The following is a 23,734-nucleotide window of genomic DNA, read 5'->3' as shown; positions in this document are numbered from 1 at the left end:
CCTTGATCCCGGCGCCCGTGCAGGCACTCGGTGCACCACGGGGTCTGCTACGCTTCAGCCCTTGTCGGACAGGAGAGATCAGATGACGGTTGCAGCGCTCACGGAACAGTTTCCGCATCCCGAAGTGCGATTTCGTCAGCAGGATGCGCTGGTGATGGTCGATATCGAGAACGCGCACGGCAGCGCGACCCTGACGACCTTCGGCGCGACGCTGCTGAGCTATCGCCCGAAGGGTGGTGCCGACGTGCTGTGGGTGAGCGATACCGCGTTGTACGACGGCAAGAAACCGGTGCGCGGCGGGGTCCCCGTCTGCTGGCCATGGTTCGGCCCGTACGATCCGGCCGCGCTGGGGCCCGACCCGAGCGACGAATACAAGAAGGGCCACGGGATCGCCCGCTATGCGTTCTGGGATGTCGAGTCCGTGGAATCGGTCGGCGATGCCACGCACGTCGTGTTCGTGCTGACCCCGGACGACGACATCCGCAAGGCCTGGCCGCTGGAGTTCTCGCTGCGCCTGCACGTCACCCTGGGCGAGGCCCTGGAGATGACGCTGGAGGGCGAAAACCGCAGCGATCGCGAGTGGCGTGTGTCGGAGGCCTTCCACACCTACTTCGGCGTGGGCGAGGCCGAGGGCCTGGTGGTGCGCGGGCTGGATGGGACCACGCGGATCGACAAGCTGGCGGACGGTGAACGCGGGACGCAGTCCGGCGACGTCGCCATGACGACCCCGATGGAGCAGGTGTTCGTCGGCCAACCGGGCACACTCGTGATCGAGGACCGGGACAACGCGCGCGAGATCGTCATCGAACGCGAGAACAGCGCCAGCAGCGTGCTCTGGAACCCCGGCCCGGAAGGTGTCCAGTCGTTCGCGGACATGCCCGACGACCAGTACCGCAAGACGGTCTGCGTCGAAGTCGCCAACGCCCTCGACGACGCCTACCCGCTTGCCGCGGGCGCAACCCACGCCATGACCATGCGGCTCTCCGTACGCTGAGCCAGCCGCGGGGCAACGCCCCGGCGTGGCCTCTCCAGCCTCGCCGATTGGATCGCGGGGCGGTCGGCCTCACCAGAACCCGTTATGGCGAGTGCGGCGCGGGCAATCCCCCCGAGGGGGAAGCCACCCGGCTGGATTGCCACGTCGCTGCGCTCCTCGCAATGACAGGGACGGGGCACTCGCGCTTCCTGCGCAACGGGGCATGTGGGCCATTCAGGTGCAGTGACCCTGCGCCGGTATCCCGCTGACCCCGGCCGTTCGCGGGCCCCATTCCCCGCCATTGCGAGGCCTCATAGGGGCCGCGGCAATCGGCCGGACTGTCGCGGATGCCGATCGGCCAGGGTGGAGAGAGGACTCAGGCTTGGCCCCGGCACCCGTGACAAATCACGCTCCGTCATCCCGGCTCACCGCTTTGCGGTGTCCGGGATGACGCAGGTGGGGGCGCGGAATGGGGATGGTCCCAACCCTTTGCCCTGTCTCGACCTGTCACGCCTGATCCTGGTATCCGCGCTGACTACGCCAGCTCCGGAAGCGGTGCGCCTTGGCTACAGCGTGTGCCCGGTGAGTCGTCGGTAGATGGCGAAGCCGGCCTCGCGGTCACGGCAGCGCAGGATGGCGGCGCGGCCCGGGGTGGAGGGATCGGGCTGCAGGTTCACGCCGGCCGCCTCGGCGGCCCGGAAGTCGTCATCCCGCAGGTCGGCCTCGCCGAACACCGAGATCACGAAGCCACCGGGGATGGGCGGGGGCGGGGTGAACGCCTCGCCGTCGGCCAGCGCGACCCAGGCTGAAATGAACTCCGGGCCGTAGAAGTCGAAGAAGCCGTTGGAGCCGCGCAGGTGGGCCTCGATCGGCCGGCCGCCGATCAGTTCGATGTTGCAGAGGCCGCTGTAGCCGGCCAGGTTGCGGCGTACCCAGTCGGCGATCCAGGGTTCGATCTCGGGCGCGGCGGCGCCGATCTCCCAGTAGATCGGGCGGGCGGCGTCCTTCGCCTCCGAACCGCGGGTGTGGGCAAACCAGCGTGCCGCGCCGTTCTCCACCAGGCAGTCGGTGCTGGTGTGGGTACCTTGCAGGCGCTGGCACCAGAAGCTGCCGGGCTCTGCCGGCACGTCGCTGGCCGGCAGGGTGCGTGCGTTCAGCCCCATGCCGGCCAGGTTGGTGATCGGCTTGACGAAGACCTCGGCGTCCGCCGCGATGCCGAGGTCCGTGGGTGCCACGCCGCAGGGCGCGGCGGTCAGTCCGGCATCCAGGGCCAGATGCAGTTTGTCATAGACATGCCGGTGGTCCGGATTGAGCCGCCAGGCGGCGGCGTCGGACACGGCCACCTCCCGGCACGGCTCGGGCCGGAAGATATGCTCGCGTTCGGGGAGGACACCGACAAACGGCACTACCCGGCCTCCGCTTGGCGTTTTGCGTGGCCCGCCGCCAGGCGCTCCACCTCGCACAGCAGCGACTTGAACGCGGGAAACCCGCTGATCGGGTCCAGCGAGCGGTCGTCGGTCAGTTCGTTCACGTTGGCGTGGTTCCAGCCGTGCTGGCAGTGGGCCACGCCGGGCTTGATGCGGTCCGTGACCTTGGCCACGAACGCCACGCGCCCACGTGGCGAGCGCACCTCTACCGTGTCGCCGTTGACGATCCCGCGCGCGGCGGCATCCATCGGGTGCAACTCCACCAGCGGCTCCGGCATCGCCCGGCGCATGCGCTCCAGCTGCTGGTGCTGCGAGTGGGTGGCGTGCTTGTGGCGGGCGCCGCTGGTCAGCACCAGCGGATAGTCGCGGGCGAGCTCCGGCGTGGAAACCGGGCTCTCCGCCGGTTCACGGTAGACCGGCAGGCCGTCGTGCCCGGCCGCGCGCAGTTCCGCGGCGTCGAACTCCACCTTGCCGCTGACCGTGCGAAACCCGTTGATCCGGTACTGGCGGTCGCCTTCCTCGAAGCCGTACTCGAGCATGTCGTCCAGCGCCTTGGCGAACACGGTGACCCCGTCCGGGTCATTGTAGACCTGCTCGCGGATGGTCTCGGGGATGCCCTCGGCGGCCTCGGCCCAGCTGGCCTCCAGGTCGCCGTTCCAGAACTGCTCTCCCATGCCCAGGCGCACACCCAGCTCCAGGAATACCTCGCCATCCGGGCGCGCCTCGCCGCGCGGGGCAACGGCGGCGTGGCGGTAGCGCAGTTCGCCGCGGAAGTTGCAGCCGGGGTAGGCGATCAGCGCCGCGCGTTCCAGGCTGGTGGCGGCCGGCAGCACGATGTCGGCCATGCGCGTGGCCGGGTTGTGGAAGAAGTCCGACGCGGCGAAGAAATCCAGCGCGCCCAGTGCCTGCTCCATGCGCCTGGAGTTCGGCCACATCGCGGTGTTGATGCCCATCGCCAGCAGGGCGCGAACCGGCTGTGGCTGCCCCTCGAGGATGGCATCCGGCAGCAGCATGCTCTGTGCCGCCGGCCAGTGGGCCGTCCACACCGGAAAGGTCTCGTCGCCGATGCGCGGCGGGAGGTTCTGCTTGCAGTGGTCGAACAGGTCGATGGGCCTGGGTGTGACCTTGTCGTTGAAGAAGCGGTTGCCGCCCTCGCGGTCGATGTTGCCGGTCACCGCGGCCAGCAGGATCACCGCGCGGTGGTTCTGGAAGCCATTGCTGTGCTGCACGGTGGCGGTGGGCGAGAGCATGATCTGCGCCGGCGCGTTGGCGGCATAGAGCTCGGCGGCGCGGCGCAGATCGGCCGCGTCGATGCCGCAGATCTGTGCGACACGCTCCGGCGGGAATTCGCCCACGTAGTCGCGGAAGGCCTGCACGCCGCTGCCCCATTCGTCGAGGAAGGCCTGGTCCTGCCAGCCGTTTTCGAAGATCAGGTAATGCATGCCCAGCGCCAGCGCGCCATCGGTACCCGGGCGGATCTGCAGGTGCACCTCGGCCTGCTCCGCCAGCGGGGTCACCCGCGGGTCGACCACCACGGTCGCGCAGCCCGGGCGGGCCTCAGCCAGGGGGTGCTGGTGGAACGGCGGGATGGAACCGCGCGGGTTGGTGGACCACACCAGCAGGCAGCGGGTGGCATCCGAGGCGACGGTGGAGGAGGTCTTGATCTTGGTGCCGAAGGTCACCTCCTCCGCCACCTTGGTGGAGGAGAAGCAGCAGCCACTCTCGGTCAGGTAGTTGGGCGAGCCGAAGGCATGTGCCAGGCGCTGGAGCTGCGGCCGGGCCTCCTTGGTATAGCCGGCGAAGAAGGCCGCCGCCGGGGCCCCGTGTTCCTCGCGGGTGGCGCGCAGGCGCTCGGCGATGGTGTCCAGTGCCTCGTCCCAGGAGATGCGCTCGAACTGGCCGCTGCCGCGCGGGCCCGTTCGCCGCAGCGGGTACAGCAAGCGCTCCGGATGGTTGCGCCGGTCGAGCTGGACGTAGCAGCGCGGGCAGTCGGGGCCGTCAATGGCGACCGGCTCGCCGACGGCGTCCAGGGTGACGTCGATGGCACAGTTGGCATCGCACTCGTAACAGGTACTTTTCACGGTCGCCATCGGACGGTCTACCTTGTTCAGCGGTCGTTCCTGATTGCTGCGCGGGCATTATGCCGGGAGCCTTCGGTCCGCCACGAACAACGCCTGGAACCGCGGGGCCACCTCTTTTTCACTCGTGGCCTGGGCGCCGATTAGCTTCGTTGGGGGTAAGGCAACACCTGGCACGGTCACTCGTGACAAAACACATCCCGTCATCCAGGCCAGAGCGCAGCGCAGAGCCGGGATCTCCGGGTTGAAGAGCCCGGGCGGGGAGGTCCCGGCTCACCGCTTTGCGGTGTCCGGGATGACCGGGTGTGGGGGCGGAACGGTATCGGTCCCCAATCGTTTGCCTCTGTCGATGCGCGTTTACGGACTTGCGTGTTGGCGGGTCTGCCTTGCGTGCCTCAGGCCGGTTGTCTGCGGGCCGCGCGGAGGGCACGGCAGATCCAGCCTTCGGGGGTATCTTCGCCGGTCAGCAGGTAGCGCAGGGCGTGGGGGTCGCGCAGGGTGTGGGAGATCGTGAGGGCGCTCGCGAAGCGGCCGCAGAACAGCAGGTGGTCGCCGGGTTGCAGGGGCGTGTTGTCGTCGGGCGCGAGGATATCCTCGCCTCCGGCTTCGCGCCGTAGTAGCAGCACAATGCAGGCGTGTCGCTGGCGCACGGGATGGTCGGCGCGTAGCAACTGGCCCAGGGTCACCGGCTCCTGCTCCAGATGGGCAAGGAGGGCCGGGGCTGTCCCCTCATCCAGTTGCTCGGTCCAGATGGCCGGCACACGGTCGCCGACCACGGCCGTGATGGAGCTGACTCGCTCGTTCGCCCAGTCGGTTGTCTGGTTGCGGCTCAGTTCCAGGAAGCGCGGCAGGAGCGGCGAGGTCAGATGGGCCAGGATCGCCTCGGCGATCACCCGGTCGTGGCGCATCACCAGCGGCAGGTCGGCCGCCGCGAACAGGAGCGAATCGCACTCGCGGTTCTGGCGTCCGACCATGAACAGCTCCGGGTTCAGCTCGCGCGCGGTCATCACGATGGACAGGTTGTAGTCGTCGCGGCCGGTTCCGGCCACGATCCCGGAGGCGCTCTCGATGCCGGCCTCGTGCAGGGTGTCCGCCTCGGTGCCGCGGCCCTTGATGCAGTCGGGCGGACAGTCCGCGCCCTCGGGGTCCGTTTCCACCAGGGTTACCTCCACGCCCTCCTGGATCAGCCCGGCATGCACGGCCTTGCCGAAGCGCCCGAAGCCGCACAGGATCCAGCGACCGCAGGGCGGGTCGATCGGCATCGGCAGCGGGCTCCCGGGGATACTCCCAAGCCACTCGTGCAACAGGTGATGCGCGGGGGAATGCAGCGCGAGGGCGAGGCGCTGGCCGAAGATGTCGAACGGGTTGATGATCTGGTCAGTCCCGAACGAGGCCATGTTCTTCTCTGTGTCGTGGCTCTCGGCACGGCAGATCACGGGGCGCTCCGGGTTGAGAAGTTTGGCGGCAATGGCGATCCGCAGGTTCACCGCATCGTCGCTGGTCAGCGCCACCACACCCTGGCAGTGTGGGTTGAGGAGCCCGGCATCGAGCAGGCGATTGGCGATGCTGGCATCCGCGCACAGACCGGGGATCTGCAGCGGGTAATCCTCCAGGACCAGCTCGTTGATGCGGTCCGGGTTCTGGTCGATCACCACGGCAAAGCCATTGCGCCCGAGCAGGGAACGCACCACCAGGGCCCCGGTGTCGCCATAACCGCACACGATATGGAACGGTCGCTGCAGCTTGCGGATCGTGCGGTCGAACGCATGCTGGCTGACGGCCAGGCGGAAGGCCGGGTCCTGGATCAGTGCAAGGATCTTGCCGATCGCATACAGCCAGGCCACCACCGACAGGTAAACGGCAAACACCGTCCACATCCTCTGCGCCTCGGTGAAGGCGTGGGGGATCTCGCCGAAGCCGATGGTGGTGGCCATGTAGGTCACGAAGTAGAACGCATGGAAGAAATCCATGCGCCAGGGCTCCCCCTGATCGTCCACGCCGGGTATCAGCACCAGGCCGAGAACGGAGATCGCGTAGGCCGCCGTCAGCGCAAGCAGGGGTGCCCGCATGCGCCGCAGGAACAGGAACAGCACCTTGTTGATCGTGGGCCCCACGGCTCGTGGTGTCTGTAGCGCTCGCGGCCGCCGTCAGCGGCGCAGCGCCACCGTATCCGCGATCAGCAGCAGCACGGAGATCAGGTTGGCCACCATGGCCCCGCCCGCCAGGGAGACGATGCTGGCCATGAACATCGCATCCATGCCCCCGGCATGCACGTGGCTCGCATAGGCCCATACCGCCGCGGCCGCGATCAACTGCAGCACCGCGACCAGCGAACTGGCCAGCAGCAACGCCCCGGTCTGCGTCCGGTCCCCCAGCTTCAGGGCCGTCGCGATGACGTTTACCACGATGGCTGCGAACAGCTCGTACACATTGTGGTGCGCCGGATCATCGATCTCGCCGAGAAAGAACCCGAAGTTCAGCGTGAACGCCAGGATGATGAAAAAGCCGAAGATCACCTTCTCCAGGTTCATGCGCATGCTCCTTGTCGTTCGAGGTAACGGCTCCTGCCCGGCGCCGCGACACGGGCCCCGTCTTCATCTGCCCGCAGCATGGAGCATGGCCCAACAAGCCCCGGATGGCGAGGGCAGGGCGCTCATCTCCCCACGTGCCGAAACGCCAGGGCAACGTCATTGCGAGGCCTCGCAGAGGTCGTGGCAATCGGCCGAAGTGCCACGAAGTTGGTCTCCTTACGGTCGCGCAGGGAGAGGCAACGGCCAAGATTCGATCCGGGAGCCACCCGTGGCATTCGCCTTCTTCCGGCCCGGCGTCTACCGGCAGCAGCTCGGGTCTCTTCTGCCTATGATCTGAAGTAATGATCCGGAACGATGTTGGAGGCGGATCATGAAACGCTATTACGACCTTGGGCCCTACCGTCGGGGTATTTCTTCACCGTCGCCGGAGGCTCGGCTCTGGTTCAATCGCGGGCTCTTGTGGGGCTATGGATTCAACCACGAGGAGGCCATCCGTTGCTTCGAAACGGCCATTGAGCATGACCCCGAGTGCGCGATGGCGTGGTGGGGCATCGCCTGGGCGCTTGGCCCGAACTACAACAAGCCGTGGGAGGCGTTCGCCGATTCGGAGCTGGCAGACTCCCTGTCACGCGGATCGACGGCACTGGCCCGGGCGCAGCAGGCTGCCACCAGCAGTCCGGTGGAGCAGGCGCTGATCAACGCGCTGCAGGTGCGCTGCCAGACGGCAGAGCCGCCAGCTGTGGGTGCACTCGAGCGCTGGAATGACGACTACGCCGATGCCATGCGCGCGGTGTACCGCGAACACGGCGAAGACCTCGATGTGGTGGCCCTGTTTGCCGAGGCCCTGCTGAACCGCACTCCCTGGCAGTTGTGGGACCTGAAGGCCAACGCCCCGGCGGAAGGTGCCAGCACGGTCGAGGCCACCGAGGTGCTGGAGACTGCGCTCTATCGCGAAGAGGCGCGCAGGCACCCCGGCATCCTCCACTACTACGTACACCTGATGGAGATGTCGCCGCACCCGGAGCGCGCCCTGCGGGTTTGCGACCGGCTGCGTGGGTTGGTGCCGGACGCGGGCCACCTCCAACACATGGCCTCGCACATCGACGTGCTGTGCGGTCAGTACGACAACGTGGTGCGGATCAACAATGAGGCAATCGCGGCCGACAGCAAGTATCTGGAGCGCGAAGGCGCCATCAATTTCTACACCCTTTACCGCTCTCACAACTACCACTTCAAGCTGTACGGCGCGATGTTCCAAGGCCGATATACTGACGCGTGCGAGGCAGCGGAGGGGTTGCGCGCCACCATTCCGGAGGCCCTTCTGCGGATCGAATCGCCACCAATGGCCGACTGGCTGGAGTCCTTCGTGCCGATGCACCTGCACGTAATGGTGCGGTTCGGGCGCTGGCAGGAATTGATCGACACCCCGCTGCCTGCCGACCCCGAGCTGTATGCGTTCAGCACCGCGCTGACCCACTACGCGAAGGGCGTGGCCAACGCCGCCACCGGTCGCATCGAGGAGGGTGAGGAACAGCGCGTGCGCTTCGAGGCCGCCGCGGCATGCATGCCCGACACTCGCTACCTGTTCAACAATCGCTGCCGCGATATTCTCGCGATCGCCCGTGCGATGCTGAACGGAGAGCTGGAGTACCGCAAGGCCAACTACGACGAGGCCTTCGCCTTCCTGCGCCAGGCCATCAAGCAGGACGATGGGCTTCCCTTTGACGAACCCTGGGGGTGGATGCAGCCGACTCGCCACGCCTGTGGCGCGTTGCTTCTGGAACAGGGCGAGGTCGCGGCGGCAGCGCAGCTATACCGTGAGGACCTCGGCTTTGACCCCGCGCTACCGCGGCCGTACCAGCATCTGGATAACGTCTGGGCGCTGCACGGCTACCACGAGTGCCTGATGCGCCTCGGACGCAACGAGGAGGCCACCATCATCAAGCAGCGCCTGGACCTTGCCACTGCCCGCGCCGATATTCCCATTCGGGCCTCCTGCGCTTGCCGAACGCGTGTTGTGCGTTGATGCGTGTGTCGGACACCGCGTCGCGCTGACCCTGGCGGGGGCGTTGCCATGTCGGTCCCGTATCGTCTATCCAGTAAGCGCTTCGTCACCCGTGCCGTGTTGCTCGTTCGAGCGCGGATGCGCTTGCTAATCCCAGAGGTGGCCCCAGCGTTCCCACCAGTCGCGGGCGAGGGCCCGGTTGGCCACGTTCTCGCGTTCGTCGAGGACGGTCCCCAGGCGGATGTACTCGCCGCCAGTTTGCGAGGTCACCGCCGGATCCTGCGAAGCCAGCATCAGGGCGTACAGCGCCAGTTTCAGTTCCCACGGGTCATCGGAATCGAGGTAGGGCACGAGATGCGGGACCGCCGGCGCACCGATCCGGCCGAGCGCCTCGGCCGCGGTGTACCAGGTACGCGGATGCTCCTCGCCCCCGTAGGTCTCGGTGAACGCGCGATCCGACAGGCGTTCGAGGTAGTAGTGGATCTCGTCCCGGAGGCTGGCGAAGCCCTCCGCGGGTCCGTCTGCCGCGGCGGCGGGCTGCTCCTGCGGCGCGGCCCCCGTGGCGACGGGTGGCTCCGCCGATGGCGGCCCGCCGACACAGCCAGCAAGCAACATCCCGCCGGCCAGCCATGCGGTCAGCCACCAGGCAGAAGAGGGGCAAAACGGCAGGGGGTTGTCTTTCAAATGCCTTCCGATCCACGTATTGCCGAGGGTTTATCCGCACTCAATTTTCGGGGTCCCGTCTCCGGTAATGAGTCCCTTGCCGGGAGCCGGCCCCGCATTGGCCCATCGGTACGGTCACTCTACGGTAACCGGCCACGTATGCGACGTCTTGTCCCGCGGGCCGCGGGTGGTCTTCAGGTGCAAGACCGGTGCAGGCCTGGGGCGCGCTGCGCCAAGGGGATCCCTCGAAGAGTGATCATTGCTTCGGGGGTTCGCAAAAGGCGAGGCCCCCTGTAGCAGGGGGCCTCGCGCAGCCGTTAAAGCAGGATGGCTAGCAGGATGAGGACGGGAATCGGGATGCCCAGAAACCAAAGCAGTATGAATTTCATCTTGATCTACCTCGCTGATTGGCAGCAATCTGTACGGTTCAATAGTGGACGCTGTCGCGCTGCCGACCGCCGATCGTGGCGGCGAAGCTGGCGCTGAACGCCCCGATCAGCAGTCCCAGGAACGTCCACAGAGAAAGTTTCGCCATCGCGCTTCGGGCCTCATCGGCCACCTGTCGCGCCTGCATTTCCAGTTCCTCCATCTGCGCCTGGACTTCGCGGATCCGGTTCTCCGCCTGGGACTGGCTGACGCCGGTGTTCTGCGCGATCAGTTGCGCCAGATACGCCCTGTCGCCATCCGACATATCGTCCCACCCGCGGGCGAGAATACGTACCGCCTCGGTGCGCATGGCGGTTCTGTCGGAGTCGGTTGCGCCGGCGTCGGGAGCCGCCCTGGCACGCTCTGGGCGAAACAAGATATCCGCGAAATAGTCGAGCGGGCCGGTGGCGTCTCCTTCGGTCTGCCCATTAGCGCCTGCCATCATGGCAGCGCCGCCAGTCGTAGCCGCCGCCCCGACAGCCGAAGCACCGGCCTGGGCGGTGCTGCCGATGATCGCCGTGGAGGCGGAAACGAGCAGAGCCGCCGTGACGACCACGCTAAGCGCCCAGACGAGGAAGCCGTGTGCGGTATCCCGGAAGAATACTTCGTCGGTATGCAGATCGGTCCACTGGGTGCGCAGTCGGCCGGCCAGATAGCCGCCCATGGCGCCGGCGATGATGTGCACGAGTATCAGCCAGACGATGCTTGCGAACCCGATGCCCTCGGCCGACACGCCTTCCCCGGCCCACGGCGAGACCGCCGAGAATCCCAGGCCCGTGCCCAGGAGCAGAAAACTGAGCGACAGCGCCGTAGCGACCACGGCGCCTGCGATCACCGCGCCCCAGGAAACGCCGGAGCGCCGTGCCTCGTTACCGATGTCCGTGGTGAATGGGTCATGCATTCCCGATGTGGCGGAACGCCCCGCCAGAGTGGGCTCGACAGATGCCATGGCGACTTTCCTTCGTGACAAGTGGATGAGACTGCATGCTGCGGTGCAGTCGCTCCGGGGTTCTGTGCGTTGCCACACCTTGGCGTCCCGGCCCCCTCTCTATCGGCTCGAGTTGCTGCGCCGCTTCAGGTTTTCACGGCGCGGGTCGCGAGGCGCGCGGCCATGCCCGCAAATGCCCGCAGCGGTAAGACCGGTCGATCCCCGGCGCTGCCAGGCAACCCCCTGTAGGCGCCCCGGCCTCCGGGCGATTGCGGTATCCACAGCACGCCATCGGTCAGAGGGCGGACCGCCTGAACAAACCGCGTCATTGCGGGGCCTCGCAGAGGCCGCGGCAAACGGTTGAAGTACCAAGGGGGTGGGCGAATTACGGTGGAGCGGGGACCAGGGAGCAAGACCTGCCCCGCATTTCCGAAACCCCGTCATTGCGAGGCCCCGCAGGGGCCGCGGCAATCGGTTGACGTGCCACGGGTGGGGGCCGCTCGTAGTGGAGCAGGGGCGTGGGAAAGACCTGCCCCGGAATTGACTCGGGGCTACTTTTCGCCGATGCCAAGGCCGCTATCGACACCGGTCACGGGCACGATGTGGCCGTTCGGGTCAAGGAAGAGGTCGCTGGTGAATGCGCTTTCCCCGTCCTCGGTCGGCATCTCGGCCAGTTGGGTGTCGAGGGTATCGGCGGGGCGCCCGTAGAGCCGCTGGACTCCGCGCAGATCGCCGGGCTGCAGGTCGGCGAAGTCCTCGGTGTACCTGAATCCCATCACCTGCCCGGATGGCCCGGGATGGTCCAGGCCGATGGCGTGACCGATCTCGTGAGTCAGCGTATAGCGGATGTCGTACACATCCTTGTTGCCGTCGAATCCGACCTTCCACTCGTGAGCAGGATTCAGACACACCAGCGACTGTTCGATGGTGCGCACATCCACTTCCGCATCGGGTGCGTAGGCTACGTTGGCGAATGCCCGTCCACGCGGCTGCCCCTGGGCACCGAGGATGATATCCGCCTCCCGGGTATCGCTTACCTTGTGGAATGACAGACCGGCCGCGCGCTCCCAAACCCGAAACGCCGCCGCGGCCTCGCGATCCAGCGTCTCCATGGAGAGGGCTTCGCCCAGAAGCTCGTCAATCGGTGCGAGATCGCGGCAGTTGTGCGCATCATCGAACCGTAGCGCCTCCCCGGCAAAGGCATAGCTGATGCTGGCTCCCACCCCTAACTGCTGGTCTCCCCACTTCACCTTGTAGCCATCCAGCTTGAGCAGCCGATACCCACCGTCGTCGGCAAGGGCCGGCAGCGGGAGTGCCAAGGGCAGAAAGCCGGCCATTACCAAGGCCAGCGCGGGAAGGTGTGCATGCGTGACTGATCGCACCGCAGTCTCTCCTGGTCGGGCCCCGTCAAGAGCGCCTTCAGGGCGCGCGAGGCTCCCGCGCAGCGTAACATAACGGACGACTAACGCTTATGTGTGGCATCGAACCGACGAAGCAGTCGGTCGCACCCAGAGTCCGAACGGGGCGTCCTGCGGTCAGCGCACCGTACTCGGCTCAATCTGCGGCGTGGACCCGCGCAGGCGAGGGTGGGGCGCGTATCCAAAGCCGAACCAATAACCCCGCGGTGACGTGTCATTGCGGGCCTCGAAGGGGCCGTGGTAATCGGTTGCAGCCCCACGAATTCGGGGCGCTGGAGGGGAGCAGGCGCATAACCGAAGCCCTACGGGGTCAAACCTTGCCCTTTGCCCGCGCCTACGGCCCGTGCCGGAAAGCCAGACTGGATTGGAGAGACACGTTTGATGAATCGATCGTGGCCCGTGTTGGGCCTTTGCATCTCTCTGGTTTTCGCCGGCGCAGCCTGGGCGGACACCACGGAGCTGGACGGCGACTGGGCCTGTCCTGCCGTAATGCAACTGGCCGCCATTGGCTCGAGCCAGCTGAATCTGCAGCTCGATACGCGCTCCCGTCTGCATCCGGACGGGCGGTACCAGAGCGAGGGCGATGCCGTGGCCCAGTTCGGCCTGTGGCCGCTCACGCTGATCGCGACCAGCGAGGGGCAGTGGCAGCGCGAGGAGCAGCAGCTCACGCTCACCGTGGAAGCCCTGGACCTGTCGCCCGGCTCCCCATCAGGTGTCGAACTCCAGCGCCAGCTGATCCGGCAGATCACTACGCGGCTACCGGAACTCCCGCATACGGAGGTCACGCGGATCGTCACCGAATCGCCCACGCGCCTCGTGGTCGAGCACGCGTCCGGCGAACAGTACACCTGCCAACGACTGTGAGCCCTCGCGCGGGCGCAGACCGAGATCTGCCCCGTCTTCCCCTTTCCTGATTAACCACGAGAGTCAGCCAGTCACGGGGATCATCCGGGGACGACAATGGCCCGTCGCAGGGTGCTTTAATCCGGGCCTTTTGGGAATGTCACTCTCCCCGGGGCCCTTGCCCCTGCACTGTCATCCCGGCCGGAGCGAAGCGACGAGCCGGGATCTCCCCCGTCGGGGCAACCCCAGCCGCCGCCGAGATCCCGGATAACCGCTACGCGGTTTCCGGGATGACGAAGAAGGAGGCGCGTGGAGCCGCTGGGCGCGTACCGTTGCGCTCCAGGGCCACCTTCGGCCACCGGGTGCTGGACACACCCGAGCCCGCACGGTCCTTGGACCTGGCTGACCCTCGTGGCGAATCAGCGTTTCTTTAAGATGGGGCAACGGGAAGATGGGGCAACGGGCAAGGTCGGAAAATCCGAAGCTGGACCCCCGGGCCGTCCGGTCGTCAGGCGGAGCTCTTCGAGGTGTCGTTTGCCTTCTGGTAGGCGCGCAGTCCCCCGGCGATGGACTGGACATTGGTATAGCCCAGATCCACCAGCTGGGCCGCCGCCAATGCCCCGCGGTTGCCACCATTGCAGAAACAGACCATGGGCGCGTCCTTGTCTGGTGCGACTCCCTCGATCTGACGCGTGATGGAATCCAGCGCTACATTGCGGGCGCTCGGCAGGCTGCCTTTCTGGTACTCCCCGGGTTCGCGCACATCGATGGCCACCGCACCGGATGCCAGGCTGGCGTCTACCTGTTGCGGCTCGATCTCGTTGATGCGAGCGCGCGCGGCTTGCGCCCGACGGAGAAACTCTTCGTCGTGATGATCCATAATGATTTTCCTTTCGGCGATGGTTTTTCGCGCGGTCAGTGCTGAGAACAGCCCATCCTCGCCGCGTCGCGAATTAGGTACGGGGCACAAGACAAAGTTCGACCGCGTTCTTGCCTGTGGACAGGAGGTGATCACGATGGGTTTGAGCCAGTGGTGGCCGTTCGGCCGCGTGCCGGAAATGAGCCCCGAGGAACTGGCGCAGGCGATGGAGAATGCCCAGGTGCAAGTGCTGGATGTGCGCACCGGTGTCGAGCATCGTCGGAGTCGTATCCCGGGCGCGCGTCACCTCCCGATCACGCAGTTTTCCAGGCAACGCCTGGCGGACCTGGAACTCGATCCCGATCGTCCCGTGGTGGCCATCTGCCTCAGTGCACACCGCAGCATCCCTGCCGTGCGCAAGCTGCGGGCCCGCGGCTACGAGGCCCGCCAGCTTCGCGGCGGCATGCTCGCCTGGTGGCGGGCAGGGCTGCCATGCGAGCGGGGAGGTGAAGGCGTCGGTGGATAAGACCTGCGACCGTTACGCGGGCCCGGCAAGCCAAGAAACGGGGCGGCCATTCCCCTTGGCCGCATGCTCTCGGAGTGCAAGGGCCCCGTTTGCGGCCCAGGGGCCAGCGTGCGCGCCCTTGGAGCGGCCGTTGCGGTCAGGAGCGCCGAGTAAACGCAGTTCGCGGCTTGCGTCCGTCCCCGGCCGGCCGGTATTTCAGTCGTTGTCCTTGTCCTTGTCCTTGTCCTTGTCCTGCTTGCTGCCCGGAGTGACGGCACGTCCCACCGCTCCGGCGGTCTTGCCGGTCGCCTTGGTGGCGCCGGTGGTGACGCTGACGGCGGCGCTTCCCGTGGCACCGGCGACCTTCACGGCCGTGCAGCCCGTGGTCAGCGGCAGGATGATGGCAAGCAGCAGGAGCGGGCGGGTGTAGGCAATCATCGGCTCGAGACTTCGTTGATGTCTGCGATCAAGGGTACGCCCGTCATGTCTGTGAGGCCATGGTATGTCCAAAAGGGAGCACCGAAATGGAGGATGTTCGGCGCCATCGTGGCCCCGGGCTGGCGGTCACGAACCAGCCCTCCACAGAACCCACAGGTGCGCCGCTGGTCTGAAGGTCGAGCCCCTGTGGAGACTTGCGATGTCCCGTTTTGCGCCCTTGTTCGCTTCCCTGTTGCTGGTGCTGCCGATGGCCTGCGCAACCGCCACGGAGCCCGATACCGAGGCCTTGTTCCAGCACGAGCTGGGCCGGCTGCACGCGTCCGAGATTGTCAGCCTGCAGGAACGCTTCCAGGGCCATCCGCTGCTGATCATCAATACCGCCAGCCATTGTGGTTACACCGACCAGTTCGGTGGGCTGGAACAGTTGCATCAGGACTACCGGGACCAGGGGCTGAAGGTGGTGGGCTTCCCCTCCCACGACTTCAATCAGGAGGCCGATGACGAGGCCGAAACCGCCCGGGTGTGCTTCGAGAACTTCGGCGTCACCTTCGACATGTTCAGGCCGATCAGTGTGCGCGGCGCGGACGCCCACCCGATCTTTCGCGAACTGGCCCGTCAGGCCGCCGCCCCGCGCTGGAACTTCTACAAGTACGTGGTGGACCGAGAGGGGCGGGTGGTCGCGCACTTCCCCAGCCAGGCTGGCCCCGGGTCCCCCGAGCTGCGCCGCGCGATCGAGAGCATCTTGTAGCCCATCGCGCTATAGAGCCTCTCGCGGAAAGATAGCGGGAGACTATCTCGATCATGCTTAATATCAACTGGAACTAATGGTTCGTGGGGCCTAGCTTCAAGGGCAGGTGGACAGTGAAGCCACCCTGGCCGAAGGTGGCCCAGGGTCGGAACGGCTTGCGGTCCCTGAGGAAAGCCATCGATGACATATGGATGACGGCTTCCGAAACACGAACCAGCTGAACGCAGCGAAAAAATGGAGAACGATATGGGTGAGCATCAGAACATGGGCAAATGCCCGGTCATGCATGGCGGCGAGACCGCCGCTGGCCATTCGGTCATGGACTGGTGGCCGGAAGCGCTGAACCTGGACATCCTCCATCAGCATGACCGCAAGACCAACCCGATGGGCGAGGACTTCGACTACCGGGAAGAGGTCAAGAAGCTCGACTTCGACGCCCTGAAGAAGGATATGCACGCGCTGATGACCGAGAGCCAGGCGTGGTGGCCGGCCGACTGGGGCCATTACGGCGGGCTGATGATCCGCATGTCCTGGCACGCGGCCGGCACCTACCGTATTGCCGATGGCCGCGGTGGCGGTGGCACCGGCAACCAGCGTTTCGCACCGATCAACAGCTGGCCGGACAACGTCAGCCTGGACAAGGCGCGCCGCCTGCTGTGGCCGATCAAGAAGAAATACGGCAACAAGGTCAGCTGGGCGGATCTGATGATCCTGGCCGGTACCGTGGCCTACGAGAACATGGGTCTGAAGACCTTCGGCTTCTCCTTCGGGCGCGAGGATATCTGGCATCCCGAGAAGGACACGTACTGGGGCGCGGAGAAGGAATGGCTGGCACCCTCCGACGAGCGCTACGGCGACGTCGACAAGCCCGACACCATGGAGAACCCCCTGGCGGCCGTCCAGATGGGCCTGATCTATGTGAACCCGGAAGGGGTCAACGGCAAGCCCGATCCGCTCAAGACCGGCGAGCAGGTCCGCGAGACCTTCGCCCGCATGGCCATGAACGATGAAGAGACCGCGGCCCTGACCGCCGGCGGCCACACCGTGGGCAAGTGCCACGGCAATGGCGATGCCGGTGCGCTGGGTCCGGATCCCGAAGGGGCCGACGTCGAGGAACAGGGCTTCGGCTGGAAGAATCCCAACATGCAGGGCAAGGCCGCCAACGCCGTCTCCTCGGGCATCGAGGGTGCCTGGACCACCCATCCGACGAAGTTCGACATGGGGTACTTCGACCTGCTGTTCGGCCATGAGTGGGAGCTGAAGAAGAGCCCCGCCGGCGCCTGGCAGTGGGAGCCGATCGAGATGAAGGAGGAGGACAAGCCGGTGGATGCCAGCGATCCCTCCATCCGCCACAACCCGATCATGACCGACGCCGACATGGCGATGAAGATGGATCCGAAGTACCGGGCCATCTGCGAGAAGTTCATGGCCGATCCCGCGTACTTCCAGGACTGCTTCGCCCGCGCCTGGTTCAAGCTGACCCACCGTGACCTGGGCCCGAAGACCCGCTACATCGGTCCGGAAGCGCCGCAGGAAGACCTGATCTGGCAGGATCCCGTGCCGGCCGGCAATACCGACTACTGCGTCGAGGCGACCAAGAAGAAGATCGCCGCGAGCGGCCTCAGCGTCGCCGAGATGGTCAGCACGGCCTGGGACAGCGCCCGCACCTTCCGCGGCTCCGACATGCGCGGCGGCGCCAACGGTGCCCATATCCGCCTGGCTCCGCAGAAGGACTGGGAGGGCAACGAGCCGCAGCGCCTGGACCGGGTGCTCAAGGTCTACGAGCAGCTCTCCGCCGAGACCGGCGCCAGCGTGGCCGACCTGATCGTGCTGGGTGGCAGCGTGGGCATCGAGCAGGCCGCCCGGGCGGCCGGATACGATGTCCTGGTGCCGTTCAATCCGGGGCGTGGCGATGCCAGCGCCGAGATGGTCGACGTCGACTCCTTCGCGCCGCTGGAGCCGCTGGCAGATGGCTTCCGCAACTGGCTGAAGAAGGACTACGTGGTCAAGCCGGAGGAGATGCTGCTCGATCGCGCCCAGCTGATGGGCCTGACCGCGCCGGAGATGACCGTGCTGATCGGCGGGATGCGCGTGCTCGGCACCAACCATGGCGGCAGCAAGCATGGCGTGTTCACCGGCCGTGAAGGCCAGTTGACCAACGACTTCTTCGTTAACCTGACCGACATGGCCAACGCCTGGAAGTCTGCGGACAACGGCATCTACGAGGTCCGTGACCGCAAGAGCGACCAGGTGAAGTGGACTGCCAGCCGCATCGACCTGGTGTTCGGCTCCAACTCCATCCTGCGCAGCTACGCCGAGGTGTACGCCCAGGACGACAACGAGGAGAAGTTCGTGAAGGACTTCGTCAGGGCCTGGACCAAGGTGATGAACGCCGACCGCTTCGATCTGGAGCAGTACCAGCAGTAAGCGCGGCCTGAACCGGGCGGTTTGCCCGGCATGCAGACCAGGACGCCCGGGACCATCCCGGGCGTTTTTTTGTGCCGAGGGTTCGGCTACTGCTGCCCGGTGCGCGAATTCCCGGTCGCCCCCGTCCTTCGGCTCCCGCGACCGCCGGAGGGCAACCGCCCGCTCCTGATCCTCCAGGCCTAGCTGGCCCCTGCGAGCCCGCACCCACTCGGCCTCCGGGGGGTAAACGCCGTCCGGCCTTCACCCGCCGCCTGTTTCGACGCTCAGGTCGGGCCGTCCAGGACCTTCAACGAGCCCTTCGAGCCCGGACAAGCTCGTCAAGCCAATCGGTTGCCGTGGTCCGGCCTCGGCAGTTCGGTAGCTAGCCGTAACGCCCGTCGACGCGCGGTTTGACCAGCATCGGGGCATGAACCCAGAGAAACCCGGCGAAGGCCGCGATCCACAGGAGTTGCGAGGCGCTCATCCAGCTGGCGGTCAAGGCCGGCCAGAGCAGGGGGCCGGCCACCCGTACCAGCGCCCCGATGGCCAGCAGGCCGAAGAGCAGCCCGAGGACCCGCGGAGGGTCAAACACGTTACGTCCGGTATGGCCCAGGGCGACGCGCGTCATCATCCCGAGGGTCATCATGCCGATACCCCCGTAGGTGAAGGCGTGCAGCGCGGCCATCGGGTTAAGGGGCGTGAATTCGGCCACGGCCCGCAGGGCAAAGCCGACCACGATCCAGCCGTAGGCCATCATCAGCACCCAGAGCAGTGGCTTGCGCCACAGCGCCGGCGTATGCCAGCCCGTCCAGCGCATGCCATGCGCCACGGCCAGCCCAGCCGCCAGCCCCGCCGCGACCGGTGCCCATGGCAGGAACACCTCGACCAGCCAGAAGGCGAGCAGCAGTACCAGGGCGAGGCGGTCCAGCCAGTCCCGGTTCACCGGCGTAAAGGCACCATCCAGCCCGCGCTCGATAAAGAACGGGATGACCCGGCGCCCCATCATCAGGATCAGCGACAGCACCAGGTAGACCCCGGAGTAGAGCCCCAGGCGCTGGCCGCCATCAAGCAGATCGAAGGCGCCCAGGTAGAACAGGCCGTTGCTCGCCCCCAGCAGCGCGATCTTGCCGATCACGGCGAGCTGGGCCCATTGGCGCGTCTGCCATACCGGGCGGGCCAGGGCGGCCAGCAGCCACAGGGTAAAGCCGAGATCGAACAGCGCCATGGCCACCAGCCCGGGGTCCCCGAACAACGCCGCCACCCGGCCGCCGAGCCAGAGCCCGGCCAGCACCAGCAGCGCGGGCCCGTGGGTCGTCTGCACCCCGGTCCAGTTGCGCACGGCCGTGAGCAGGAACCCGGCGACGACCGCCATGGCGTAGCCGAAGATCAGGGTATGGCCGTGCCAGGCGAAGGGCCCGCCAAAGGCGGCCGTGGGCAGCGCCGCCATGTCGAATTGGTAGAGCCAGGTCCACAGACCGGCGACCAGCACGGCGTACAGCCCCGCCAGCAAGAAGAACGGGCGAAAGCCCAGATGGCTCAGGGCAAACCGATACGGTCCCGGCTCTTCGATATTCAGCTTCAACAGCGCCCCCTTGGCCCCGCGGGGCTAGTACCCGCCATCTCTACGCGAACCACCCAGAATTCAGGTTCGCACCCGCTCATATAATGCATGCGGGTTAAATCTTTTTGCGAGCCTGGGTTCTTCGTCATTGCGAGGCCTCGAAGAGGCCGTGGCAATCGGTCGGAGTGGCCTGGATGCCGCTCGATTGCCACGGGACCAAAAGCCAGACACTGACCCCGAGCCCCGCGCCTCGCTATCCCGTCGCGCGCATGCCGCCGCCTCCCCCTCCGCCGGGCGGGGGTGTCCAGACGTTGCGAAAGGCCTGATGCGTCTTCGGTGGGAGGTGGCGGGAGAAGCGCAGCTCGACACCCCGGTCGGTGCGCACGGCCTGGATCCGGCCCTGCTTCAGCCCGTAACGTCGTGCGACGTCCTCGCAGCCCCTCACGAAACCGGACGGCGGCTTGCCGCGCCGCACGCGGGCAGCGCCATCGCGCAGCTCCACCGAAAACACCAGCCGGGCATGCCAGAGCATCAGCGCGACGCCAAGCCCCAGCAGGGCGAACATGATCAGGAACGTGAGCAGCATGATGGATGGCGGGACAAGGGTGCGCCCCAGTGTAGCGCACCCCATCCGCAGTTCTTCGCCTCCGCTCGTCGGCGACTCGTCACCGCAATAGCCCCTTTACGGGCCCAAAAGCCCCGTGTAAGCCCTGGAAATAGCCCTTCACATTCGCAAAGCCGCGTTAACTCAGTCCGTTACCGTGGTCCGACCCTGTCCTTGGCGACACGCTCAACAATTGTTTCGCATATTCAAAGCGTTCCTCTACCTTCTGGCGGTCCTCAACTTCGGGCTGTCCCTCACTAGCCCCACGGGCAATCATTTCAGCGTGCCGTAACAGCGCAGCGCGATCCTCTGGCCGCTGTACGAATCTCGCGACCTCGGCGATCGTTTCCAGCAGGCGGACAGTAACCGCGGTGTTCGAGCGGGACACTTGTCGGATCTGGTTGAAGGCCGCATCTGTGACGTCCACAAAAGTAGACCCTGGAGCAATCACCCTCAGCTGATCCGTACTGTCATAACGATAGGGCGATGGCATGTCTCGCGTAGCCAAACGACTCAACGCGGACGCCAGGTGGTCTACGCACGTAATTGCCGTGAACGGGTCATTCACTCCCGAGGAGAGGGCACGCAGAGCGACCTCCACGAGTTGGGTAACCGCGAACTCGATGTCCTGGCCCGAAGTCCGCTGGTTACCCAGGGCGAAGGTGTTGTTGACCTGATCCGCAGGCACGTCGGCGGCCCTTTCTCCCGGCCAGACCTGCATCAGGGGGCCACCGGAGACCACATAGTCGCCGGGTACTCGCTCCAGTCGAATGACCACGTCCTTTTGCATCGCCAACTCGATCAAAGCGTCCGTGTCGATGAACTGAATGTATCCGTCCGCGCTCGCTCGAATGGGACGAGCCTCCCGGTCAAATACGTCCAGAAATGCCGACTCGGGTGGTGTTGCCGACGTCCGTGGCGTCCCCTGCCCGATGTGTTCCGGAAATAGGCGGTCCACCCCGGCGATCAACTCGTCGCTCACGCGCGCCACGATTTCGTTGGCCTGCATCGAAACAGACACGTGGTGAATGAAATAGATCAGCACCCCCACGCTCGCGACCGCAAAGAGTACGCCGAGCGTGATTGATATATGAGGAACGAAAGCAACCTCCTCCGCGCGCCGGATGGTAAGGAGGACCAGCAAGCAATACAGGAAGGTGGCAACGAACGTGCCCAGCACGACCTGAGTCGTCGTATCGCGCAGGAAATTGCGGAGCAAGCGCGGCCCCAACTGCGACGTCGCCAGCGACAGGGCGACCAGCGTCATCGAAAACACAACTCCAGCGATGGTGATCATCGATCCGGCGATGACCCCCAGCACGGCGCTGGCCCCCTCGGCTCCACCGGTGAATGTCCAGCCCCACGAACGCCACAACCAGTTCGTCACCGGCCTATCCAGGGCGACGCTTATGCAGGCCAAAAACACCGCGCCCAGGGCCATCATGGTGGGGATGAACCATAAGCTGGATCGAATGCGGTCCCAATACCTGAAAGTCAGTGTTTTCACTATGACGCCTCATTCACTCACATGCTGTCCGCCGGCTTACCGTGGTCCGGCCCCGTCTTCCTCGATTCTCCCGACCCCGGGAGATCCTATCTTCCGTGGAGGATGACCAAGGCCGTTAGAAGCATCACGTTCGCGGCGAGGGATGCCCATAGGACGATCGTCTTCCAGTCTGGACTGGGTGGGGCCCCGGTTGTCGAGTGCGACGTCTGAGCCGGGCGAGTCCGGCGGGCGTCAGCACCTGGGTTGGATGTTCCCCCGGTTCGATCACCCCTCGCTTTCTTGGTATGGGCCGTTTTTTTCTCATGGACATAGTCGCGATCGTAAAGCCCCATGTCTGTCTCCTTTTTTGTGCTACTCCGTTTCTACAGCAGAGTACGCTGCGTGTCGTCAGGACCGGAAGGGGCGGGGGAAAAGGTTGAGATGGCTTCATTGCGCGGCCTCGCAGAGGCCGCGCAATCCGTCGAGGCAGCCCGAGGCCTTACCGGTCGCCTTCGCGGTGCCGGAGCGGGATCCTCTCTCAGAGTAAGAGCCCATTTATGGGCCGCAATGCGCCGTTTAATAACGCCCTCAAACAGCCCTTTGGGTTCAGAAAGCCCCGTTAACACGCCTAGTTACCGTGGCCCAACCCCGTCGATGTGACCTGGTCGAGGTCCTTCACCCGTGCACGCGTCAGAACCCTTTACACCCGATGATCGCGTTTGCGACCGCCCCCCGTCGGGTGCGCGTAACCTACGGTTTTCCAACGTCAATATAGAGCGGAATCCAGCGGGCATGGATGTTGCAAATTCGTGGGCGAGCGCAGACCCCAAACCACAACCTGCCTGCGCAGACCCACGAGGTAACAACCATGACTACAAAGACTGTACGGGGCGGAACCCTCGCCCTTCTGCTCGCGGGAGGCATGATTGCCGCCGGCTCGGCCTCCGCCAGCGTCATCAACTGCTCCGATCTCGACGGCAACCTGGGCGACAAGGTCACGCCCAACCAGGGCTGCCAGGTCCTGGAGCCGCTTGACGGCAACGTGAATACCAGCCTCACAGTCGTCAACAATGCCGAGTTCTTCGGCTACTCGGACTGGCTGTTCGACGGCAAGTACGAGGACACCAACGGCAACCTGATCAACGACCCCAATGATCCGGCAACCATCGTGAGCTTCAGCGGCGATGCCCAGAGCGGGACCTGGGAGCTGGTGGTTCTCGACTTCTGGAGCAATTTCGAGAACCTGATGTTCGCGTTCAAGGATGGCGCCGACACCAACATCGTGGCCTACGACATGCTGAACGGCGCCCTGGGCGGGACCTACGCCACCCCGTTGACCGCCCCCCCGTTCGATTTGTCGGGCGCGGGCGAGGATCGCGACATCTCGCACATCTCGGTGTACTACCGCGGTAACGGAAATAACGAAGTACCGACCCCCGGCTCGCTGCTCCTGGTCGGTATCGGCCTCGTGATGCTCGGCTGGGCCCTGCGCCGGCGCAAGGATCCCGCCCCGGCCTCGACGGCGTAAGCCACCGCAGCACCCTGTCCGAACGGGCCCCGGAAGCGATTCCGGGGCCTTTCCCGTGCGGCCGGCGCAGATCTGCCTCCGGCGGGAGGGGTGCCGGTTTCCCCGCGGCACAAGGTTGTGCCGCCAGAACCGCCCGCCGCAGGTGGTTGAGCCTGATGCAGGCTGCAAAGCCCCTTGCTATCGCAAAGGCAATCAAACCGGTGCAGCGCAGCGTGCGCTGCAAATGCCGGGATTCCATTACCGTGGTCCGACCTGGTCATGTTTCTCCGAGGGCCGAAGACGAGGACTAGACTCCGTAGACACGGGA

The 23,734-nt window shown here is 65.9% G+C and carries 19 protein-coding genes; 7 read left to right on the top strand and 12 right to left on the bottom strand.

Annotation, left to right across the window (positions count from 1 at the left end):
* The first annotated feature begins 82 nt into the window (after positions 1 to 82).
* A complete protein-coding gene (locus B0684_RS06420; RefSeq protein WP_018168041.1) occupies positions 83 to 994 on the top strand; it encodes a D-hexose-6-phosphate mutarotase in 912 nt (303 codons plus the stop codon).
* A gap of 545 nt (positions 995 to 1,539) precedes the next feature.
* Here B0684_RS06420 and B0684_RS06415 read toward each other — a convergent pair.
* From B0684_RS06415 to B0684_RS06400, 4 genes are all read right to left on the bottom strand, one after another.
* Positions 1,540 to 2,379: a hypothetical protein gene (locus tag B0684_RS06415; protein WP_018168040.1), complete on the bottom strand. Its 840-nt coding sequence runs from the start codon at positions 2,377 to 2,379 to the stop codon at positions 1,540 to 1,542.
* Positions 2,379 to 4,490: a molybdopterin-containing oxidoreductase family protein gene (locus tag B0684_RS06410; RefSeq protein ID WP_018650489.1), complete on the bottom strand. Its 2,112-nt coding sequence runs from the start codon at positions 4,488 to 4,490 to the stop codon at positions 2,379 to 2,381. The genes B0684_RS06415 and B0684_RS06410 overlap by 1 nt, the downstream gene beginning before the upstream one ends.
* Positions 4,491 to 4,873: 383 nt before the next feature.
* The gene (locus B0684_RS06405; protein WP_018650488.1) at positions 4,874 to 6,592 is read right to left on the bottom strand and encodes a potassium channel family protein; all 1,719 of its coding nucleotides are present in this window, start codon (positions 6,590 to 6,592) and stop codon (positions 4,874 to 4,876) included.
* Positions 6,593 to 6,625: 33 nt separating this feature from the next.
* The gene (locus B0684_RS06400) at positions 6,626 to 7,009 is read right to left on the bottom strand and encodes a DUF6394 family protein (RefSeq protein ID WP_018146378.1); all 384 of its coding nucleotides are present in this window, start codon (positions 7,007 to 7,009) and stop codon (positions 6,626 to 6,628) included.
* Positions 7,010 to 7,379: 370 nt separating this feature from the next.
* Here B0684_RS06400 and B0684_RS06395 point away from each other — a divergent pair, with 370 nt between their 5' ends.
* Entirely contained in the window at positions 7,380 to 9,035 is a 1,656-nt protein-coding gene (locus tag B0684_RS06395) for a tetratricopeptide repeat protein (protein ID WP_231362624.1), read from the top strand.
* 126 nt (positions 9,036 to 9,161) lie between these two features.
* Here B0684_RS06395 and B0684_RS06390 read toward each other — a convergent pair whose 3' ends face one another.
* The 3 genes from B0684_RS06390 to B0684_RS06380 form a co-directional block, all read right to left on the bottom strand.
* Entirely contained in the window at positions 9,162 to 9,629 is a 468-nt protein-coding gene (locus B0684_RS06390; RefSeq protein WP_018168036.1) for a HEAT repeat domain-containing protein, read from the bottom strand.
* 475 nt (positions 9,630 to 10,104) lie between these two features.
* A complete protein-coding gene (locus B0684_RS06385) occupies positions 10,105 to 11,052 on the bottom strand; it encodes a hypothetical protein (RefSeq protein ID WP_018168035.1) in 948 nt (315 codons plus the stop codon).
* Between the two features lie 530 nt (positions 11,053 to 11,582).
* Complete coding sequence (locus tag B0684_RS06380) at positions 11,583 to 12,368, bottom strand: matrixin family metalloprotease (RefSeq protein WP_018650487.1); 786 nt, start codon at positions 12,366 to 12,368, stop codon at positions 11,583 to 11,585.
* Positions 12,369 to 12,830: 462 nt separating this feature from the next.
* Here B0684_RS06380 and B0684_RS06375 point away from each other — a divergent pair, with 462 nt between their 5' ends.
* The gene (locus B0684_RS06375; protein ID WP_196802250.1) at positions 12,831 to 13,313 is read left to right on the top strand and encodes a hypothetical protein; all 483 of its coding nucleotides are present in this window, start codon (positions 12,831 to 12,833) and stop codon (positions 13,311 to 13,313) included.
* Between the two features lie 487 nt (positions 13,314 to 13,800).
* Here B0684_RS06375 and B0684_RS06370 read toward each other — a convergent pair whose 3' ends face one another.
* Positions 13,801 to 14,172 carry a rhodanese-like domain-containing protein gene (locus B0684_RS06370; RefSeq protein ID WP_018168032.1) on the bottom strand — a complete coding sequence of 124 codons (372 nt, stop codon included), beginning with the start codon at positions 14,170 to 14,172 and terminating at the stop codon, positions 13,801 to 13,803.
* Between the two features lie 136 nt (positions 14,173 to 14,308).
* Between B0684_RS06370 and B0684_RS06365 the strand changes: the two genes are divergently transcribed.
* Positions 14,309 to 14,677 (top strand): rhodanese-like domain-containing protein, encoded by a 369-nt coding sequence (locus B0684_RS06365; protein WP_018168031.1) that lies wholly within the window; start codon positions 14,309 to 14,311, stop codon positions 14,675 to 14,677.
* 195 nt (positions 14,678 to 14,872) lie between these two features.
* On the opposite strand, the gene B0684_RS06360 is transcribed toward B0684_RS06365, so the two are convergent.
* Positions 14,873 to 15,094, bottom strand: a complete 222-nt coding sequence (locus B0684_RS06360; protein WP_018650486.1) for a hypothetical protein — start codon at positions 15,092 to 15,094, stop codon at positions 14,873 to 14,875.
* 199 nt (positions 15,095 to 15,293) lie between these two features.
* Here B0684_RS06360 and B0684_RS06355 point away from each other — a divergent pair, with 199 nt between their 5' ends.
* Together B0684_RS06355 and katG are read left to right on the top strand one after the other, a co-directional pair.
* Positions 15,294 to 15,842: a glutathione peroxidase gene (locus tag B0684_RS06355; protein ID WP_018650485.1), complete on the top strand. Its 549-nt coding sequence runs from the start codon at positions 15,294 to 15,296 to the stop codon at positions 15,840 to 15,842.
* 234 nt (positions 15,843 to 16,076) lie between these two features.
* The gene (gene katG / locus B0684_RS06350; RefSeq protein ID WP_018650484.1) at positions 16,077 to 18,269 is read left to right on the top strand and encodes a catalase/peroxidase HPI; all 2,193 of its coding nucleotides are present in this window, start codon (positions 16,077 to 16,079) and stop codon (positions 18,267 to 18,269) included.
* A 361-nt stretch (positions 18,270 to 18,630) separates the two neighbouring features.
* Here katG and B0684_RS06345 read toward each other — a convergent pair whose 3' ends face one another.
* The 3 genes from B0684_RS06345 to B0684_RS06335 all read right to left on the bottom strand — a co-directional run bounded on the left by B0684_RS06345 (position 18,631) and on the right by B0684_RS06335 (position 21,920).
* A complete protein-coding gene (locus B0684_RS06345) occupies positions 18,631 to 19,830 on the bottom strand; it encodes an NnrS family protein (RefSeq protein WP_018650483.1) in 1,200 nt (399 codons plus the stop codon).
* Positions 19,831 to 20,062: 232 nt separating this feature from the next.
* A complete protein-coding gene (locus B0684_RS06340; protein WP_018650482.1) occupies positions 20,063 to 20,395 on the bottom strand; it encodes a DUF3634 family protein in 333 nt (110 codons plus the stop codon).
* Positions 20,396 to 20,552: 157 nt separating this feature from the next.
* A complete protein-coding gene (locus tag B0684_RS06335; protein ID WP_018650481.1) occupies positions 20,553 to 21,920 on the bottom strand; it encodes a DUF2254 domain-containing protein in 1,368 nt (455 codons plus the stop codon).
* A 901-nt stretch (positions 21,921 to 22,821) separates the two neighbouring features.
* Here B0684_RS06335 and B0684_RS06330 point away from each other — a divergent pair.
* Positions 22,822 to 23,427 (top strand): PEP-CTERM sorting domain-containing protein, encoded by a 606-nt coding sequence (locus B0684_RS06330; RefSeq protein ID WP_018168024.1) that lies wholly within the window; start codon positions 22,822 to 22,824, stop codon positions 23,425 to 23,427.
* The last annotated feature ends 307 nt before the right edge of the window (positions 23,428 to 23,734 follow it).

It is taken from the genome of Thioalkalivibrio versutus (assembly GCF_001999325.1).
In the GTDB taxonomy this organism is placed as follows: Bacteria; Pseudomonadota; Gammaproteobacteria; order Ectothiorhodospirales; family Ectothiorhodospiraceae; genus Thioalkalivibrio; species Thioalkalivibrio versutus.
This window is presented reverse-complemented; position numbering and strand designations above follow the sequence as displayed.

What these genes read in the sequence shown, in the direction of transcription:
- B0684_RS06375 (WP_196802250.1), top strand. Translation starts at nt 12,831, where the DNA reads ATGAATCGATCGTGGCCCGTGTTGGGCCTTTGCATCTCTCTGGTTTTC.
- B0684_RS06420 (WP_018168041.1), top strand. Translation starts at nt 83, where the DNA reads ATGACGGTTGCAGCGCTCACGGAACAGTTTCCGCATCCCGAAGTGCGA.
- katG (WP_018650484.1), top strand. Translation starts at nt 16,077, where the DNA reads ATGGAGAACGATATGGGTGAGCATCAGAACATGGGCAAATGCCCGGTC.
- B0684_RS06340 (WP_018650482.1), bottom strand. Translation starts at nt 20,395, where the DNA reads ATGCTGCTCACGTTCCTGATCATGTTCGCCCTGCTGGGGCTTGGCGTC.
- B0684_RS06360 (WP_018650486.1), bottom strand. Translation starts at nt 15,094, where the DNA reads ATGATTGCCTACACCCGCCCGCTCCTGCTGCTTGCCATCATCCTGCCG.
- B0684_RS06380 (WP_018650487.1), bottom strand. Translation starts at nt 12,368, where the DNA reads ATGGCCGGCTTTCTGCCCTTGGCACTCCCGCTGCCGGCCCTTGCCGAC.
- B0684_RS06400 (WP_018146378.1), bottom strand. Translation starts at nt 7,009, where the DNA reads ATGAACCTGGAGAAGGTGATCTTCGGCTTTTTCATCATCCTGGCGTTC.
- B0684_RS06365 (WP_018168031.1), top strand. Translation starts at nt 14,309, where the DNA reads ATGGGTTTGAGCCAGTGGTGGCCGTTCGGCCGCGTGCCGGAAATGAGC.
- B0684_RS06410 (WP_018650489.1), bottom strand. Translation starts at nt 4,490, where the DNA reads ATGGCGACCGTGAAAAGTACCTGTTACGAGTGCGATGCCAACTGTGCC.
- B0684_RS06330 (WP_018168024.1), top strand. Translation starts at nt 22,822, where the DNA reads ATGATTGCCGCCGGCTCGGCCTCCGCCAGCGTCATCAACTGCTCCGAT.
- B0684_RS06385 (WP_018168035.1), bottom strand. Translation starts at nt 11,052, where the DNA reads ATGGCATCTGTCGAGCCCACTCTGGCGGGGCGTTCCGCCACATCGGGA.
- B0684_RS06395 (WP_231362624.1), top strand. Translation starts at nt 7,380, where the DNA reads ATGAAACGCTATTACGACCTTGGGCCCTACCGTCGGGGTATTTCTTCA.
- B0684_RS06370 (WP_018168032.1), bottom strand. Translation starts at nt 14,172, where the DNA reads ATGGATCATCACGACGAAGAGTTTCTCCGTCGGGCGCAAGCCGCGCGC.
- B0684_RS06355 (WP_018650485.1), top strand. Translation starts at nt 15,294, where the DNA reads ATGTCCCGTTTTGCGCCCTTGTTCGCTTCCCTGTTGCTGGTGCTGCCG.
- B0684_RS06390 (WP_018168036.1), bottom strand. Translation starts at nt 9,629, where the DNA reads ATGTTGCTTGCTGGCTGTGTCGGCGGGCCGCCATCGGCGGAGCCACCC.